The following is a 16,630-nucleotide window of genomic DNA, read 5'->3' on the forward strand; positions in this document are numbered from 1 at the left end:
CATCGTGGCAAAGGTCGGGAAAGGGATGTCCATTGCACTTGCCATCGGAATCGCAAGCCTGCCCTGGGCGGGAGGTGCGAAAGCATCTGATTTTAAAGGCTTTTCGGAGGAGGTGCAGGCGCGTTCTGTATATTATGTTCAGGCCAGAAAGCCATTGTGAGCTTCGCTTGCCTCAGCCACCGCCCTGCGGCGGCATGTGCCCGCCCCGATCCTGGCGATTACGGCTCTTGATCGAAGTTCCCCTCACTCTACCGCTCCTGCGCCTCTGCTGGGCTGGTCGCATAGCACCCGAGAACGCGTTCAGCATGCCTGCCGGTACGCGCTAAAGCTGCGCCTGTCCGGAATAGCAACTTGCAGCGGCTTGATACCGAGACTTCGGGGGCTCCAGTCGCGCATGCGCTTGGCCCCTTGCGTTCAGGACCAAGGATTTCGGGAGCCCCCGGGACCATCGCCGCCTGATGGCCGTGATGCGTCACGTTAATACCGACGATCCTGCGCCCCGTATCTGCAGGATGAGTCCGGTGCAGCCTCAGAACACGAAGCTGCAGTTGACCGACACAGTCGTCGCTGCCGGTGTGACATCCCGCCTGAGAACGGTGCGATTGGCCGATACGCTCAACCCGACTCGAGTCGAAAACGCGTAATTGCCACTCACCCCCATCTTCAAGGTCCGCTGGCCGTTGTCTTTCCATGCGCCGCCGGAGCCGGTCCTGCCACCGTGTGCGTAATTGGCATCTAACGACAGCCAGACCCGTTCGCCCACATCCCTGCTTAGATGCAGATCCAACCCGTAGAGCGGTCTCTGCTCCAACGCAGCCTCTCCGGGCTTTTCCGCATCACCATAGAATTGAACGTTGCCGTTGATGGCCAGCAGTGTCCCATCACCCATAGGCAGCCCATACGCCAACTGGGGCTTGTAGGACCAGCGGTTTTTTCCCAGATTCAGGACGGAATCCCGGTCATAGCTGCCCGTGGGCGCGGTCACGGCGACGGACGCGGTCAGGTAGGCGCCCGCGTCCCAGGCCCGGAATTCCTGCGGAGTGAGTGCGGGCGCCCCGAACACGTTGACCAGAAAGATCCCCGTGGCATCGCCCATGCCGGAGGCGGATGTGCGCAGCGGTGTGCCCCCGATACTGCCGGTTACCTTGCCATAGGGCGCCAAGACCTGGATGCCCGCGATGCGGTCGCCCAAAGCGAAGGTGCGCGCATAGCGAATGATTCCCAGCTGGGATTCAATCTGGGCGCCATCGACCGGAAGCGACGGGTCGAAAGCGATTTCGTTGCGCGCATACGTGTAGTAGACGAACAGCAGGTTGGTATCTATGGGAACGTTCTCCCAATCGCGCGCCCCATCGGCGCGCGCGTCGGGCTGCGCCCCGACTGCGGCAAGCGCAACGGCGAGCGCGGCCAGGGGACGGAGGCAGGTGCTCATGGGGTTACGATGTTGAACATGACGTCGAATGTTTCTACGTTCGCAAACAGGTTCTCGACTGCGGATCGCTTGCCATGCAGCTTCACGGCCGGCCCGGCGAGCAGCTCGTGCGCCGGCTGTGCTCCCATGACAAGCTGGTTGAGTGTGCTCCGGGGAAGCTCTACGGTCGCGTCTGCCTGGTCCTGGTTAACAAGCGGCCGATAGGAGAGCGCGCCCGACCGCAGCGTCATCAAGTAGCGGTCCTTGGAATCTGGAATGATCCAGGCAATGGTTGCGTTCCCTGCCCTTGCAGCCGCAGGTCCGTCCAGGCGTATCGCAAGATAGTCGAACAGCATGCCGACGGTCATGGCCTTCAGCACGTCAGGTGATGCGGTGGTGGCACCGCCCTTCGGTACGCCATCGCGCAGCTCAAGTGCTCCCATCAACATGGCGTTGCGCCATGTGCCCGCCTCGCTCTGGTATCCCATCTGCTCCAACGCATCTGCCAGGAGTGCGCGTCCTTCGCGCGAATCTGGATTGGCGAACACAATGTGTTTGGCTACTTCAGCGACCCAGCGATAGTCACCCTGTTCAAAAGAACGCCGTGCCTTCTCCAGCACTGCCGATTCGCCCCCCATGAAATCAACGTAACGCCGCGCGACATCCGAAGGTGGCAACGGATTGAGATTGGCGGGGTTGCCGTCGTAGTAGCCGAGATAGCGCTGGTAGACCGCTCTCACATTGTGAGACAGCGTGCCGTAGTATCCGCGGCTGTACCAACGTTTCCGCAGCGGCTCGGGCAGTTCTTTCAGAGTGTCGGCAATCTCCAGTGGCGTCATGCCACGATTGGCCAGCCGCAATGTCTGGTCGTGGATGTACCGGTACATGTCCCGCTGGTCGGACAGGAAGGTGGTGATCTCCGCCCCACCCCATGTGGGCCAATGGTGCTGCGCGAATACCACATCCGAACGTGCCGCATAGCGGCTGATGGTCTGGTCCAGATACTCCGACCAGACCTTTGGGTCCCGGACCTGGGCGCCACGAATGGTCAGCACGTTGTGCTGCGTTCTCGTTGCGTTTTCTGCGATGCCAAGGGCGCGATACTGCGGCACATAGACATTCATCTCCGCTGGCGCTTCCGTACCTGGCGTCAGCTGGAACTCGAGCTGCAGGCCATCAATGCTCACGCTTTCCACCGCTTGCCCGCCGGAGCCGATGATATCGGTCGGCGCGATCAGACTTACAGTCCCGCGCGACGTCGTTTTGCCCAGCCCCGCACCCACCTGGCCTTGTACGCCCTTGGGCAGCAACGCGCCGTACATGTACTGTGCGCGACGGGTCATGGCATTGCCCGCATAGACGTTTTCGGAAACCGCGTGCTCCATGAAGCCTGCCGGCGCATAGATCCGAACGCTTCCCCGCTGGACGTCACGCTCGTCGACGATGCCCTTTACGCCACCGTAGTGATCAACATGCGAGTGCGAGTAGATCACCGCCTTTACGGGCAGCTGCCCTACATGGGCTCGATAGAGATCCAGCGCAGCCTTGGCCGTTTCCGTTGAGACGAGGGGATCGATGATGACCAGCCCGTTGGGCGTCTCAATAATGGTCATGTTCGACAGGTCCAGCCCGCGCACCTGGTAGACGTGATCTGTCACCTTGAAGAGACCCGCAATGCGGTTCAGGCGCTCCTGCCGCCACAGGCTGGGGTTCACTGTGCCCGGCGCTGCTTCTTCATGCAGGAAAGCGTAGGAGTGCATGTCCCATACGACTTGGCCCTTGTCGCCACGGATGATCCCGTCAAACGGAGCAATCAATCCGCGATTGGCCGAGTCGAAGTCTGCACGATCACTGAAATCGAGCTCGGAGAGAACGCGACGGTTGAGGTCCTCGGTAGCGCTGCTCGCGCTCGCTGGCGGGGTGCGCTGCGAAGCAGCAGTACTGGAACCCAGTGCAATGCCGGAGTCGAGCAACGTGAAAGCCACCAGGATGCCCAGGACATGTCCACGGGGCATGCGCGCACCGTTGTTCATCTTTGCGTTCCTTCGATTGATGCTGGCCGAATGATGAGCGTTCGATGAAGGCAGTCACCCCCTTCGAAAGTCGCTGGCGCTGCCAGCGCGTGTCGCGCAGGGCCGAATTATTGAGGCACCTGACGTGATGCCGGCGTCAGCGACGGATCATTGAACCTCAACGCGCGACGTTGGCGACGCCAACCGCACTCTTCAGTGACGCCGTCCTGTGCGCATTACAGGAACCGGTGCATCACAAAGACATCCACCAGTCCCGATTCCCGGTGCCGGAAGGCCTCTGGCAGCGTCCCAACCACCGCAAACCCCAGCTTCCGGTACAGCGCCACCGCCGGGCCGTTGGTGCTGACCACGTAATTGAACTGCATGGCCAGGAATCCTTCCGCCCTCGCCCGCTCCAGGCTGTGCTCCACCAGTGCCCGGCCCACGCCTCGCCCCCGTGCCGCAGCGTCGACCACATACGTAGCGCTGGCCACATGCGCCCCAAGGTCAGGGAAATTCGGGCCCATCTTGTACATGCCCACAACCCGGTCCTCCAGCACGGCCACATAGGGCGTCTGGGCCTGGAACCAATGCGCGCGAAAGGTCTCGACCTCAAACGTGCCAGCAAAAGGCAGCGCATCCTGCGTCGCAATGGCGTGCTTGAACATGCCCCACATCACGTCGAAATCGCCTGCACGGGCGGGCCGGATATCCATGCGACTCCTGCAGATCTGTGGCCATGACCAGGCCGGACACTACCAGAATCCAGCCCCTGCCCCGTAGCTGCTTCACGCGCCACCGCCACCGGCTCCGCAATAGTTGCAGATATCCCGGCCTTCAGAGCAGTAGATGCCCCCTGTTTCCGCGCACATCCCGCACCGGCTTCGACGGTGGAGGGTCCCTGCCTACGTTCTGCTGGGCATCTACCTGCTGTACCTGCTGGCCGGCAACATCTTCCTCAACACACCGCTGTTCGACCAGGTCACCAACCGCAAGCCGCACAAGTTCGTGATGACCACCGGCCCGGCCATTACCGTGCTGCCAGGCCACGTGATCGCCTGGAACGTGCACATGCGCGGCCATGTGAACCGCACGGTCTACGTGCTGCATGCCGACCGCGCCAGCGCTCGTCTGGCGGCGCTGCCCCTGTTCCGGCGCGAGGTGCGGGTGCCCCGGCTGCAGGCAACCGGGGTCTCGGCCGAGATCAGCCGCGTGGAAGACGCCATCCCGCCACCGCCGCGCAGCGACCGCGGCTGGACCCTGCGCTTCGATGCCATCCACAGCGACAGCATTCGCAGCGCACGCTTCGGCAAGCTGCTGATCATCGGCCAGGGCCAGGGCACGGTGGGCTTCCTCAAGCAGTTGCGCGGCGGTCCGTCGGAACTGTTCGAATCCGAGGTGAAATTCAGCGATGCCGACACCAGTTTCGACGGCGTGCAGCTGTTGGGCGCCATGGATCTCACCGCGCGTTTCAGTTACCCGCGCCACTATCGGGACCAGGCGCCGGGCCTGGCCAAGTTGAAGCTGCTGCATGCCCAGCTCGAGGTGGATGCCCGCAGCCAGGGCCTGCGCATGGACACCCATGCCACAACGCCCAGGATCTCCAGCGCACCAGTGCCCGGAAGGCTGCAGGCCGCACTCCATCTGATCGATGGGCAGTTGCAGCCCGGCGACCATGCACTCTGGCAGGTGCCCCTCTATCTGGGCGATGGCGCCCCGGATCGCGGCCTGTTGGCCCTGCAGCTCAACGTAGCCAACGACCTGCGCCTGCAGGCGCGCCTGCCCCCGCGCCCCGGCTCGGGCAGCGAAGTGGATGCCGACCTGCATATCCGCGGCCGCGACATCCCGTTCCAGGCACCTGCCCAGCTGCTGGAGCGCAGCTCCGGTACCGTGCGCGGCGAATGGGCGTTCACCTCGCTCAACTGGATCCCTGCCCTGTTCGTGCGCAAGCCGTGGCTGCAACTGGACGGTGGCGGCACGCTGAAGGCGGACCTGCGTCTTCGCAACGGCGAACTGACCGAAGGCAGCACCGTGGACATTCCTGCGGCCGAAGCCGTGGCCGAGGTGGCGGGTGTGCGCCTGGCGGGCACGGCCAGTGCGCACGGCGAACTGAAGGCCGGCACGCCCAGCCAAGCGCGGCTGGCCGTCCGCTTGCCCCGCTTCACTGCGCGACCAGCCGATGCCAAGGACGTGCGCCTGTTCGACGGCCGGGATCTGGCCCTCGACCTGACCGGCGACGGCCGCCTGCAGGAACTGCGCAAACGCGTCCGCGCGCAGCTACGCTTCAGTGAAGCCACCATCCCGGATCTGACCGCCTACAACCGCTACCTGGGTTCGCCCCAGGTGCGACTGCTCCGTGGAACCGGCACCGTCAGCGGTGACGCGACCCTCGATACCGACGGGCGTGTCGGCCATGGCACGGCCCGGCTGTTGGGGCGCAATGCCAGTGCAAAGGTGGCAGGGCTGGACATGGGCGGCGATATCGACGTCAACGCAACCCTGCGCCGCGGTGACTTCAGCCAGCGTCATTTCGATCTATCCGGCACCACGGTCGAGCTGCGCAACGTGCAGGTGGCGGGCACGCAGGGCTCGACGGCATGGAAAGGCCGCGTGGACTTCAGGCGTGGGCGCATCGATGCGCAGTCGCCGTTCCAGGTGGATGCCACCACGGACCTGGATCTCAGCGATGCGCGACCGTTGCTGGCGCTGTTCGCAGAGCGCACCGACTACCCGCGCTGGACCTTGTCCCTGCTGGATTCCGGACAGGTACAGGCCCAGGCGACGCTGCGCTGGCGTCCGGGCCATCTGGTCATCGACGGGCTGCAGGCCGAGAACGATCGCCTTTCGGTGCGCGCGCGGCTGGATCTGCTGGACCAGCGCAAGCGCGGCGATCTCTACCTGCGCTGGGGGCTGCTGGGCGCAGGGATCGAGCTGGACGGCGACCGGCGCCAATGGCATCTGGCCAAGGCACGCGAGTGGTTTGACCAGCAGCCTTCCCTGCTGCCCGCGGGCCAGGGCACGGGCGCCGTCGGCTCTTCGGACTGAAGGCAATCGCCTGCATCCATTGGCGGCCCCGGTGCGTATACACCGACGCCCCAATCGACGAGTTGCACGCAATGAACAAGCGCACACAGGCCTATGGCCTTCTGGGATGGGGGGCGATCACCTTCGCCGCCGCCGCACTGGGCGCGTGGGCCTCGACGTCCGCCGCCAGCTTCTATGCCACGCTCGTCCTGCCGGCATGGGCGCCGCCTGCCCGTCTGTTTGGCCCGGTATGGACCCTGCTGTACGCCATGATGGCGCTTGCGGCGTGGCTGGTCTGGCGGGAGCGCGGCTGGCGCGGCGCGCGGCCTGCGCTGTGGCTCTATCTGGTGCAGCTGGCCGTCAATGCACTGTGGAGCTGGCTGTTCTTCGGCTGGAAGCAGGGCGCCCTGGCCTTCGTCGACATCCTGGTGCTGGTGGCGCTGGTGTGCGCGACGATGCTCGCGTTCGTGCGCGCCCGCCCAATGGCAGCCGTACTGCTGCTGCCCTACCTGGCCTGGATTACGTTCGCCTCGGCGCTCAACTTCGCAGTCTGGCGTGCCAACCCCGGGCTGCTGTGACAGCGCGTCGCATCGCTTACGCCTGGGCCACGACCTGGGGGCGCCAGTTCCTCAGCAGCGCCGGCTTGAACGCCTGCTGCCCGCAGCCGGTGGGGCAACGCACCACGCGCGCCGACGAATGGCTGACCAGGCCTTGTCCTTCTTCGGCCTTGAACACCGTCTCGCAGGACAGGCAGCGAGCCACCAGCGAATACAGGTGCAGCAACCGGCCACTGGCGGGGTCCTGCAGTGCATCCACATCCAGCAGTTCGAACTGGCAGCTGTCAGCCAGCATGCGGTACGGCGTAGAAGGCAGGGTCTGCAGGTTCACGGGCGTGGTATCCGACGGAAGTCGAGCCACCCTAGGGCAGCCGCTGTCGAGCTGGCGTGCAGCGCAGATGCACTGGCCGCGAAGCCGGCAAAGGCGCCTGCCGCACGTGCATCGCTGCTTGTATGAAGAATTCAGTTTCAGAGGGAGGACGCGCCACATGCACAGGGAGGTAGGCGGATACGCTCTTTTGCTTCACCATCCATGGTTACCGGATACACCGCTGGGTCGTTCCTGCCCTTCACGAATCATGAGTCCCGCCCTTGATGCCTTCTGCTGAGCCCACGCACGACGCTGCCCTGTCGCGTTGCGCGCGCGAACCGATCCATACCCCCGGCGCGATCCAGCCGTACGGTGTGCTTCTGGTGGTGGAACCGCACTCGCTGCAGGTGCGTGAGCGCGCCATCAGCCACCCCGGCCTGCTGCAGCAGTTCGGCGAGCCGTTGATGCACCACGTCGCCGAGGTGCTGGGTGGCGTGCTGGCGCCCTTCCAGGCGGTGTTGCAGCAGGCCACGGTTGGCAGCAGCGCGCACGTGGGCGCGGTGCATCTGGATGGCCATGGCCGCCACCAGCTGCTCGTGCACCGGTCTGCGACCGACCTTCTGGTTGAACTGGAAGCACCGGTTCCAGGCCAGCCCGGTTCGCTGGAAGAGCTGTACCCGGCGATCCGCGAGCTGATGTCCGGCATCGAAGCCGCCGCGACGGTGGAAGACCTGTGCAGGCTGGCCGCCGCGCACGTGCGACGCCTCACCGGCTTCGACCGCACTCTGGTCTACCAGTTCGATGCGGGCTGGAATGGCACGGTGGTGGCCGAGGATGGCAACGGCCTGCTGCCCTCCTATCTGGACCTGCGCTTCCCCGAATCGGACATCCCCGCCCAGGCGCGTGAGCTGTACCGCCGCAACCGGGTGCGGCTGATCGCAGACAACGATTACACCCCTGCGCCGCTGCTGCGCGCGGAAGCGCATCGCGACGCGCCTCCCACCGACCTGAGCCTGGCCGTGCTGCGCAGCGTCTCGCCGGTGCACCTGCAGTACATGCGCAACATGGGCACCGGGGCATCAATGTCGGTGTCGCTGGTGCACGAAGGGCGGCTGTGGGGCCTGGTGTCCTGCCACACGGTGCAGCCGCGCCGCCTGCCGTACCACGTGCGTACGGCCTGTGAGTTCATGGGCCAGATCCTGTCGCTGCAGATCGCGCTGAAGGAGCGCGCGCGCGCGATCGAGGAACGCGTGGCCCGTCGCTCGGTGCTGGTCAAGCTGCTGGCACGGATGGCCGGGGACGAAGAGTTCATGGCTGCGCTGCGCCACGATGAGGCCAGCCTGCTGTCCCTGACCGGCGCGGCTGGCGCGGCCATCGTGCACAAGGGGGACTGCATGCGCGTGGGGCAGTGCCCGCCCACCAGCGAGGTGCTGGCCCTGGCTGACTGGCTGGCCAACCAGCACGCCGGGCAGGAGATGTACTGCACCGATCATCTCGCCGCCGACTGGCCGCCTGCCGCGCGCCTGACCGACGTGGCCAGTGGCCTGCTGGCGGTGTCGATCTCGCAGCTCCATCACAGCTACCTGATGTGGTTCCGGCCGGAGGTCGTGCGCACCGTGCGCTGGGGAGGCGACCCGCGCAAGACCGAGGCACCCGGCGTGGCCCTGTCGCCGCGCAACTCGTTCGAGGCGTGGAAGGAGACCGTGCAGCAGCGCAGCCTGCCGTGGAGTGATGCCGACTGCGATGCCGCGCACGAAATGCGCACCGCCATTGTCGACATCGTGCTGCGCAAGGCCGAGGAAATGGCGGAGCTGAACGAACAGCTGGTGCGCAGCAACAAGGAACTGGAAGCGTTCTCCTATTCGGTCAGCCACGACCTGCGCGCTCCCTTCCGCCACATCGTCGGCTACTCGGAGCTGCTGGGCAGCTCTGCGGGCGAGCGTCTCAACGACACCGAACGGCGCTTCCTCGACACCATCGTGGAATCGGCGAAATCGGCCGGCACGTTGGTGGATGACCTGCTGAGCTTCTCGCAGATGGGCCGCTCGACGGTGGGCCGGGTGCGGCTGGACATGGCTGCGCTGGCCGAGGACGTGCGCAGGTCCTTCGCCTTGGACTACGCCGGCCGCGACGTGCAGTGGACGCTGGCGCCGCTGCCGGAAGTCGAGGCCGATCCGCCCATGCTGCGCCTGGTCTGGCAGAACCTGCTGGGCAACGCGATCAAGTTCACCCGCGAGCGCGAGCAGGCGGTCATCGAGATCGGCCACGAGCGCAACGACGACGAAGACCACTTCTTCGTGCGCGACAATGGCTGCGGCTTCGACATGCGCTACGTGGACAAGCTGTTCGGCGTATTCCAGCGCCTGCATCACGTCGAGGAATTCGAAGGCACCGGCATCGGCCTGGCCAATGTGCGCCGCATCATCGGCCGCCACGGCGGCCGCACCTGGGCCGAGGGCGAGCCCGGCAAGGGCGCCACGATCCATTTCACCCTACCCCGTTCCACAGGAGATCACCCATGAGGGACCTGCGGCCGATCCTCCTGGTCGAGGACAGCCCCAAAGACGCCGAGCTGACGATGGCCGCGTTGTCACGCTGCCAGCTGCTGAACGACGTCGTCCACGTGCGCGATGGCGCCGAGGCGCTGGACTACCTGCGCTGCGAAGGCAAGTTCGCCGGCGCCATGCACGGCGGCCCGGTCGTGGTGCTGCTGGACCTGAAGCTGCCCAAGGTCAACGGCCTGGAGGTGCTCGAGCAGGTCCGTGGCGACGCGCAGCTGAGCAGCACCCCGATCGTGATGCTGACCTCCTCGCGCGAGGAGCAGGACCTGGTGCGGAGCTACGAACTGGGCGTCAATGCATTCGTGGTCAAGCCGGTCGATTTCAAGGAATTCTTCGATGCCATCCAGGGGCTGGGCATGTTCTGGGGCATCACCAACCAGCCACCGCCGCACCGGCCCAACGGTTCGGGGCAGCACCATGCGTGATGGATCGCGCCGCAGCGAGCGCCTGCGCATCCTCATGCTGGAGGACAGCGCGCTTGACGCGGAGCTGATCAGCGCACAGCTGCAGCGTGCAGGCCTCGACTTCGAGGCCGAGCGGCTGTGGACCCGCAATGCGTTCATCGAGGCGATCGACAATCGCCCCTTCGACATCATCCTGGCCGACCACGTGCTGCCCGGATTCGATGGCGATGCCGCCCTTGCGCTGGCGCGCGAGCGCATCCCGCACACGCCTTTCATCTTCGTCTCCGGCACCCTGACCGAAGAGCTGGCCGTGCAGGCCTTGACCCGCGGTGCACGCGACTATGTGGTGAAGCAGCGCCTGCAGCGCTTGCCGGATGCCATCCGTCGCGCGCGGCAGGAGGCCCACGAGCGCAACCAGCTGGTGCAGGCGCAGGCTGCGCTGAATGAAAGCCAGGCGCAGCTGCAGCAGGTGACCGACGCCGTTCCGGCACTGATCGCCCGGCTCGACAAGGACCACCGCTACCGCTTCGCGAACAAGGCGTTCCTGGATTGGCATGGCGTGAGCCAGGCCGAACTGCTGGGCCGCCTTGCCCGCGATGTCAGCGGCATCAGCGCCTTCGAACATGCCCTCCCCAGCCTGGAACGCGTGCTGCAGGGCGAGCGCACCAGCTTCCAGGTCGAGCTCGTGCATCGCAGCGGCGAGTCACGATTCGTGCAGATGGACTGCGTGCCGGAGCATGCCGCCGATGGCAGCGTGGTCGGCTACATCTGCATGGGCAGCGACGTATCGGTGTTGAAGCAGGCCGAACTGGCCCTGCGTGAGGACAACCAGGCCCTGGAGCAGCAGGTGCAGGCGCGCACCGCCGAACTGCGGGCCAGCAAGCGGCGGCTGCAGGCGATCTTCGAATCCAGCTTCCAGCATCAGGTGCTGCTGGATCTGTCCGGGCGCGTGGTCGATGCCAATGACGCCTCATTGGCCGCCGTGCTGGCGGACAAGAAGGACATTGTCGGCCAGCGCTTCGGCGAATCCCTGTGGTTCGCCAACACCGACGGCGTCGGCGCGGTGGTTGACCAGGCCGTCGCCGCGGCGGCGCAGGGTCGCAGCTCGCTGCATTCCCTCGAGCTGGAGCTGCCCACCGGCCGGCGCAGCTTCGACGTCTCGCTGCGCCCGCTGCTGGACGCCGACGGCGTGGCCACCGCCGTGGTATCGGAGGCGGTGGAAACCACTGCGCGGCGGCAGGCCGAGCATGCGCTTCGCCAGTCGCAGAAGATCGAGGCGGTCGGCCAGCTCACCGGCGGCATCGCGCATGATTTCAACAACATCCTGACGGTGATCTCCGGCAACATCGAGCACGCCATGCTGCTCAGCGAACGGGCCGGCGAACCCGGCGCGATGGCCAGCCGCGCCCTGGACAATGCCCTGAAGGGGGTTGGCCGTGCCGCCAGCCTCACCCAGCGCCTGCTCGCCTTTGCCCGGCGCCAGCCGCTGCGCAGCCAGGCAGCCAACCTCAACGAGTGCCTGCTGGACATGCAGGACATGCTGCAGCGGGCACTGGGCGAACTGGTGCAACTGGACATCCGCACCGCCGAGGACATCTGGTGCGTGGAGATCGACATCAGCCAACTGGAAGCCTCGGTGCTGAACCTGGCGGTCAATGCGCGCGACGCGATGCCGCACGGCGGCCGCCTGGTGATCGAAGTCGACAACAGCCACCTCGACCACGACTACGCCGCATTGTTCCCGGATGCGTCCCCCGGCGAGTACGTGATGCTGCGGGTGCGCGACAACGGCCACGGCATGGACGCGGCCACCCTGGCGCGCGTGTTCGAGCCGTTCTTCACCACCAAGCAGGTCGGCCGCGGCACCGGGCTCGGCCTGTCGATGGTGCACGGCTTCGTCAAGCAGTCCGGCGGCCACGTGCTGATCGATTCGGTGGAAGGCGGCGGTACCAGCATCACCATGATGTTCCCGCGCTCGCCGTTGGCGCTGCCTAGCGAGGCTCGCGTCCCGCAGACGGGCCTGGCCGGCTACTCGCCACGCGAGGAAACCGTGCTGGTGGCCGAGGACAACGACGATGTCCGTGCGCATACGGTCGATGCGCTGCGCCTGCTGGGGTACCGCGTGCTGGAAGCGCACGACGGCCCCTCGGCGTTGCGGCTGCTGGAACGGCCGGACACCAAGGTCGATCTGCTGTTCTCGGACGTGGTGATGCCGGGCATGTCCGGCTGGGAGCTGGTGCGTGAAGTGCGTGAGCGCTGGCCGGCAATCGCGGTCCTGTTCACGTCAGGCTATCCACGCGACCATGATGCGGTTGGCGCGCAGGGGCGTGCAGCCGCCCTGCTGCCGAAGCCGTTTACCCGCAGTGACCTGGCGCTGGCAGTGCGCACCGCGCTGGAGGCTGCGCCGCGCTGAGGTCAGGCGGACGGATCGCGCACGCCCGCCGCGATCCGGTTGATATCCGCGCACTCGATGGTGGCCGGCGGGTTTTCTCTTCCGGCCAGGGCGATCATGGCCATGCCCAGCGCCAGGTTGCTGGTCATCAGCGAGGGCGCGAGCACACCGGCCAGTTTCATCAACGGTGCGCCGCCCCAGTACAGGGGTTTCAGCACGGCATGCCGGGTACCGGTCCCCGGCACCGGCCTGACTCCACCCGGACGCAGCATCACCGCGCGCAGCGGCAGCGCCTGCAACGCCACCTCGGTCTCGCCCTTGACCCGCAGCGGCATCAGCCGGCTCTGCGGGTCCGCGCCTACGCCGGAGACATACAGGAAGCACCCCTGCGGATTCACCGCAGCCCAGGCGCGGGCCACTGCCAGTGTGGTGTCCAGGGTCACGCGCCGGTACTCGGCCTCGGCAGTGCCGACCGGTGGCGCACCGGCACAGTAGAAGCATGCGTCGTACCCGGCCAGTTCATCACGCTGCGCGTCGATGTGCAGGAAATCCGGGACGACCCGTTCGCTGCCGGGCCCGCGCAGGCTGCCCGGGCGCCGCACCAGCGCGGTCAGGCCGGCAACCTGCGGCGAGCGCTGGCAGGCCAGGGCAACGCCCTGCCCCACCAGGCCTGCAGCGCCGGTCAGGAGAATCCGCAATGTCCGTGCCTGAGCCATGGCCAGGGCCGCGCTAGAGTTTCACGAACCGCTGGATCTTGCGCGCCAGCCACCCGCTGAACACCAGCGGAGCATCCAGCGCCGACACGCAGATGCACGGCACCCCCGGCGCGGTCACCGGCTGATGCTCCACGTCTTCATCCAGGTCTGCCACGTCGCCGGGTGCGAACAGTCCCAGCGCGTCGTTGTAGGAGCCACGCAGGATCTGGGTCAGCTCGCTGCGCCCGTGGCTGTGCATCGGCAGGCATTTGCCCGGGGCGATCTTCAGCATGATCAGCGAAGGCATCTGCTCGGCACGGATGCAATGCACGCCCGGCGCCATCCAGCGCCAGCGCAGCCCGCTGAGCGACGCACCGAAATAGGGGTGCAGCGAGGCAGGCAGGTGGTCCGGATCGGCCTCGGGCCGCTCGCTCGGCGCCGGGCGAGCAGCTGCCGCCAGGGTGATCGGCGTTTCCGTGGCCAGTCGCATCAGCATGGCCTCGCGCAGCTGTTCGCGGCGCGGATCAGGCGCGGGCGGCTGGGTCTGCTCAAGCAGCACCGAGCCGATCGCCTCGGCCTCGCGCAGGCGCTGGCGGCAGTGCGGGCACTGCTCCAGATGCGCACCCGCGACCACGCTCAGTGGCGCGGGCAGCGCGCCTGCGGCATAGCTCATCAATGTCGATTCGTGCAGGTGGTGATGCGGGTTCACAGCGCACCTCCCACCTTGGCCTGCAGCTGCAGGAACGCGCGCCGCAGATGCGACTTGACCGTGCCCAAGGGCATGCCGATCGCCTCGGCGATCTCGCTGTGGCTCTTGGCCTCGAAATAGGACATGCGCACCAGGCGCGCCTGCACGGCGGGCAGTTCGTTGATGCGCTGGCGCAGCCGGGCCTGGTCGGCAAACTGTTCGGCGCTGCTGCGTTCGATCACGTCCAGGGTTGCTGCGTCCTCAACGGCTGCCTGCACCTGCATCCAGCTGCGCTCGCGGCGGATGCGGTCAATGTGCAGGTTACGGGCGATGCGATACAGCCATGTGCTCAGCGCGCCCTGCGCCGGATCGAAATCGGCCGCCCGCAGCCACAGGCGCAACAGGCTTTCCTGCGCCAGCTCCTCGGCTACCGCATCGGGCACGCCCAGGCCACGCAGGTACACGCACAGCCGCGGCATGAAGTAATCATAGATGCGCATGAAACAGTCGCGGTCGCGAAGACGCGCCACGCCGTCCATGTCACCGGCCCAGTTCGTCGGCTCGCTGCTCGGCTGCTGGGAACTGGACACGATGCGTGCGGTATCGAAGTTGAGGGGGTGGCTGGCGGCGTCAGGGTACATCGGCGTTCGCGGCGGGCGGGTGAAGGTCTGTCCTCTGTACGCGCGGGGGCCGTGATTGGATGCAGCCGCTGCAGGCGCATCCAACCGCCCATCCCCGCCGTATGACCTGAGCCCTCCTTTTCCGGATGAACGCGATGCGTACCGCCTGGCTGCTGCTGTGCCTGCCCCATGTCGCGCTGGCCGCGCCTTGGCTGCGAAGCGAGGGGGTAGCAACGTCGGCGCGCGGCGACCTGCTCTACCGCGAGGTGCACTGGCGACGCGATGCGGCCGAGGGGGCCGAGCGCTGGGTGCTGTACCAGTGCGCGGACGGGCGGCCCTTCGCCCGCAAGCACCTGCCGGCCAGCGCGAACCCACAGGCGCGCGGTTACACCCTCGAGGACCGGCGCAGCGGCCAGAAGGCCGAAGTCGAGGCCGCCAGCGGCAGGGTCTCGATCGCGTGGAAGGAGGATGCCGGCAGCCCGCCGGTGCAGCGCGAGCTCGACCTGCCGACGGGCGCGGTCATCGACGCAGGGTTCGACGCGGCGGTGCGCCTGCATTGGCAGGCGCTCATGCGTGGCGAGCGTGTGACCCTGCCCTTCCTGGTCCCAGCCCGGCAGCGCTACTTCCCGGTACAGGTAAGGCGCACCGGCCCGCAGCGCTGGCAGGGGATCGATGCGCAGTCGATCGAGGTCAGCCTGGACACCTGGTACGGCGGCATCGCGCCACGCCTTGCGCTGGTGTATGCCAGCGCCGACCAGCGCCTGCTGGAGTTCCGTGGCACCAGCAACCTGCGCGATCAACGCGGCGCCTACCCACAGGTGACGGTGCGCTTCATCGCCGCAGCGGCGGGTCGCCCCGCCAGCGACTGGCAGCAGGCCTGGGCACAGCCGCTGACAGATCGCTGCGCCGTTACGGCCAGGTGAAATCGAAATTTCCTGCCGTACTCCGCATCCAGTGCGCCTTCTGCCGCGTAGAGGAAGACACGAAACCCGCCGAGATCCGCCATGGCCTCTGTAGCGCCCCTTCCCCGTCGACGCTGGCGCCTGCTGCGCACCCTGCAGCGCTGGATCGATACCGGCAACGCTGCGGAGGTCACGGATGAACGCCCCGGGCGGATCGACTGGGTGCGCGCGGTACCGTTCGCACTGATGCACCTGGCGTGCATCGCGGTGATCTGGGTGGGTATTTCCTGGACCGCGGTGATCGTCGCAGCCGCTCTCTACGCGGTGCGCATGTTCGCCATCACCGCGTTCTATCACCGCTACTTCTCGCACCGCACGTTCCAGGCATCGCGGCCGGTGCAGTTCGTGTTCGCGGTGATCGGTGCTTCCAGCGTGCAGCGCGGGCCGCTGTGGTGGGCCGCCCATCATCGCCATCACCATCGGCACGCCGATCAGCCGCTTGATCCGCATTCGCCGCGCGAGGGCGGCTTCTGGCGCAGCCACATGGGCTGGTTCCTGACGCGCGAGGCCTTTGCCACCGACCTGTCGCGGGTACCCGACCTGGCGCGCTACCCGGAGCTGCGCTGGCTGGACCGCTTCGACACCGCCGTGCCGGTCGTACTGGCTGCAGCGCTGTACGCGCTGGGCGCGGGACTGGAACGTTGGGCCCCGGGCCTGCACACCTCCGGCCCGCAGTTGTTGGTGTGGGGCTTCTTCATTTCCACCGTGGTGCTCTTCCACGCCACCGTCACCATCAACTCGCTGGCGCACCGCTTCGGCCGCCGCCGTTTCGAAACCCGCGACGACAGCCGCAACAACCTCTGGCTGGCGCTGCTGACCTTCGGCGAGGGCTGGCACAACAACCATCACTTCTTCCCAGGCACGGTCCGCCAGGGCTTCCGCTGGTGGGAAATCGACCTGACCTGGTACGGCCTGCGTGCGATGGCGGCGCTGGGCCTGGTCAAAGGACTCAAGCCGATCCCCGACTGGGTGCTGGCCAAGGCGAGGTATTGAC

14 protein-coding genes are annotated in these 16,630 nt (G+C 66.6%); 7 read left to right on the top strand and 7 right to left on the bottom strand.

Annotated features, from left to right (window positions below; translation table 11 throughout):
• Positions 1-529: 529 nt before the first annotated feature.
• The 3 genes from AC5P9I_RS18625 to AC5P9I_RS18635 form a co-directional block, all read right to left on the bottom strand.
• The gene (locus AC5P9I_RS18625) at positions 530-1,432 is read right to left on the bottom strand and encodes a transporter (protein WP_130768085.1); all 903 of its coding nucleotides are present in this window, start codon (positions 1,430-1,432) and stop codon (positions 530-532) included.
• Positions 1,429-3,444, bottom strand: a complete 2,016-nt coding sequence (locus tag AC5P9I_RS18630) for an alkyl/aryl-sulfatase (RefSeq protein WP_187756641.1) — start codon at positions 3,442-3,444, stop codon at positions 1,429-1,431. The genes AC5P9I_RS18625 and AC5P9I_RS18630 overlap by 4 nt, the downstream gene beginning before the upstream one ends.
• A 215-nt stretch (positions 3,445-3,659) precedes the next feature.
• The gene (locus AC5P9I_RS18635; protein ID WP_057495033.1) at positions 3,660-4,139 is read right to left on the bottom strand and encodes a GNAT family N-acetyltransferase; all 480 of its coding nucleotides are present in this window, start codon (positions 4,137-4,139) and stop codon (positions 3,660-3,662) included.
• A 133-nt stretch (positions 4,140-4,272) separates the two neighbouring features.
• Here AC5P9I_RS18635 and AC5P9I_RS18640 point away from each other — a divergent pair, with 133 nt between their 5' ends.
• Together AC5P9I_RS18640 and AC5P9I_RS18645 are read left to right on the top strand one after the other, a co-directional pair.
• On the top strand, positions 4,273-6,468 hold the full coding sequence (locus AC5P9I_RS18640) for a translocation/assembly module TamB domain-containing protein (RefSeq protein ID WP_130768088.1): 2,196 nt from the start codon (positions 4,273-4,275) through the stop codon (positions 6,466-6,468).
• A gap of 71 nt (positions 6,469-6,539) precedes the next feature.
• On the top strand, positions 6,540-7,025 hold the full coding sequence (locus AC5P9I_RS18645) for a TspO/MBR family protein (RefSeq protein ID WP_130768089.1): 486 nt from the start codon (positions 6,540-6,542) through the stop codon (positions 7,023-7,025).
• A 16-nt stretch (positions 7,026-7,041) separates the two neighbouring features.
• Here the strand turns inward: AC5P9I_RS18645 and AC5P9I_RS18650 are convergent, their stop codons facing one another.
• Positions 7,042-7,335 carry a hypothetical protein gene (locus AC5P9I_RS18650; RefSeq protein ID WP_014647137.1) on the bottom strand — a complete coding sequence of 98 codons (294 nt, stop codon included), beginning with the start codon at positions 7,333-7,335 and terminating at the stop codon, positions 7,042-7,044.
• A 263-nt stretch (positions 7,336-7,598) separates the two neighbouring features.
• On the opposite strand from AC5P9I_RS18650, the gene AC5P9I_RS18655 reads away from it, so the two are divergent.
• Genes AC5P9I_RS18655 through AC5P9I_RS18665 form a run of 3 tightly spaced genes read left to right on the top strand, consistent with a single transcriptional unit; the run spans position 7,599 to position 12,692 of the window.
• Complete coding sequence (locus tag AC5P9I_RS18655) at positions 7,599-9,836, top strand: ATP-binding protein (protein ID WP_495217371.1); 2,238 nt, start codon at positions 7,599-7,601, stop codon at positions 9,834-9,836.
• On the top strand, positions 9,833-10,300 hold the full coding sequence (locus AC5P9I_RS18660) for a response regulator (protein WP_049467664.1): 468 nt from the start codon (positions 9,833-9,835) through the stop codon (positions 10,298-10,300). The genes AC5P9I_RS18655 and AC5P9I_RS18660 overlap by 4 nt, the downstream gene beginning before the upstream one ends.
• Positions 10,293-12,692: a response regulator gene (locus AC5P9I_RS18665; protein WP_049467666.1), complete on the top strand. Its 2,400-nt coding sequence runs from the start codon at positions 10,293-10,295 to the stop codon at positions 12,690-12,692. Before AC5P9I_RS18660 ends, AC5P9I_RS18665 begins: the two co-directional genes overlap by 8 nt.
• 2 nt (positions 12,693-12,694) lie before the next feature.
• Here AC5P9I_RS18665 and AC5P9I_RS18670 read toward each other — a convergent pair whose 3' ends face one another.
• Genes AC5P9I_RS18670 through AC5P9I_RS18680 form a run of 3 tightly spaced genes read right to left on the bottom strand, consistent with a single transcriptional unit; the run spans position 12,695 to position 14,695 of the window.
• A complete protein-coding gene (locus AC5P9I_RS18670) occupies positions 12,695-13,387 on the bottom strand; it encodes a Rossmann-fold NAD(P)-binding domain-containing protein (RefSeq protein WP_049467668.1) in 693 nt (230 codons plus the stop codon).
• Positions 13,388-13,400: 13 nt separating this feature from the next.
• Entirely contained in the window at positions 13,401-14,075 is a 675-nt protein-coding gene (locus tag AC5P9I_RS18675; protein WP_049467670.1) for a ChrR family anti-sigma-E factor, read from the bottom strand.
• Positions 14,072-14,695 (bottom strand): sigma-70 family RNA polymerase sigma factor, encoded by a 624-nt coding sequence (locus tag AC5P9I_RS18680; protein WP_049467672.1) that lies wholly within the window; start codon positions 14,693-14,695, stop codon positions 14,072-14,074. Before AC5P9I_RS18680 ends, AC5P9I_RS18675 begins: the two co-directional genes overlap by 4 nt.
• Positions 14,696-14,829: 134 nt before the next feature.
• On the opposite strand from AC5P9I_RS18680, the gene AC5P9I_RS18685 reads away from it, so the two are divergent.
• Together AC5P9I_RS18685 and AC5P9I_RS18690 are read left to right on the top strand one after the other, a co-directional pair.
• The gene (locus tag AC5P9I_RS18685; protein WP_057495044.1) at positions 14,830-15,597 is read left to right on the top strand and encodes a hypothetical protein; all 768 of its coding nucleotides are present in this window, start codon (positions 14,830-14,832) and stop codon (positions 15,595-15,597) included.
• 81 nt (positions 15,598-15,678) lie between these two features.
• Positions 15,679-16,629 carry an acyl-CoA desaturase gene (locus AC5P9I_RS18690; protein WP_049467673.1) on the top strand — a complete coding sequence of 317 codons (951 nt, stop codon included), beginning with the start codon at positions 15,679-15,681 and terminating at the stop codon, positions 16,627-16,629.
• Position 16,630: the final 1 nt, after the last annotated feature.

The sequence above is a fragment of the Stenotrophomonas sp. YJH_SMC_29 genome (genome assembly GCF_059371235.1).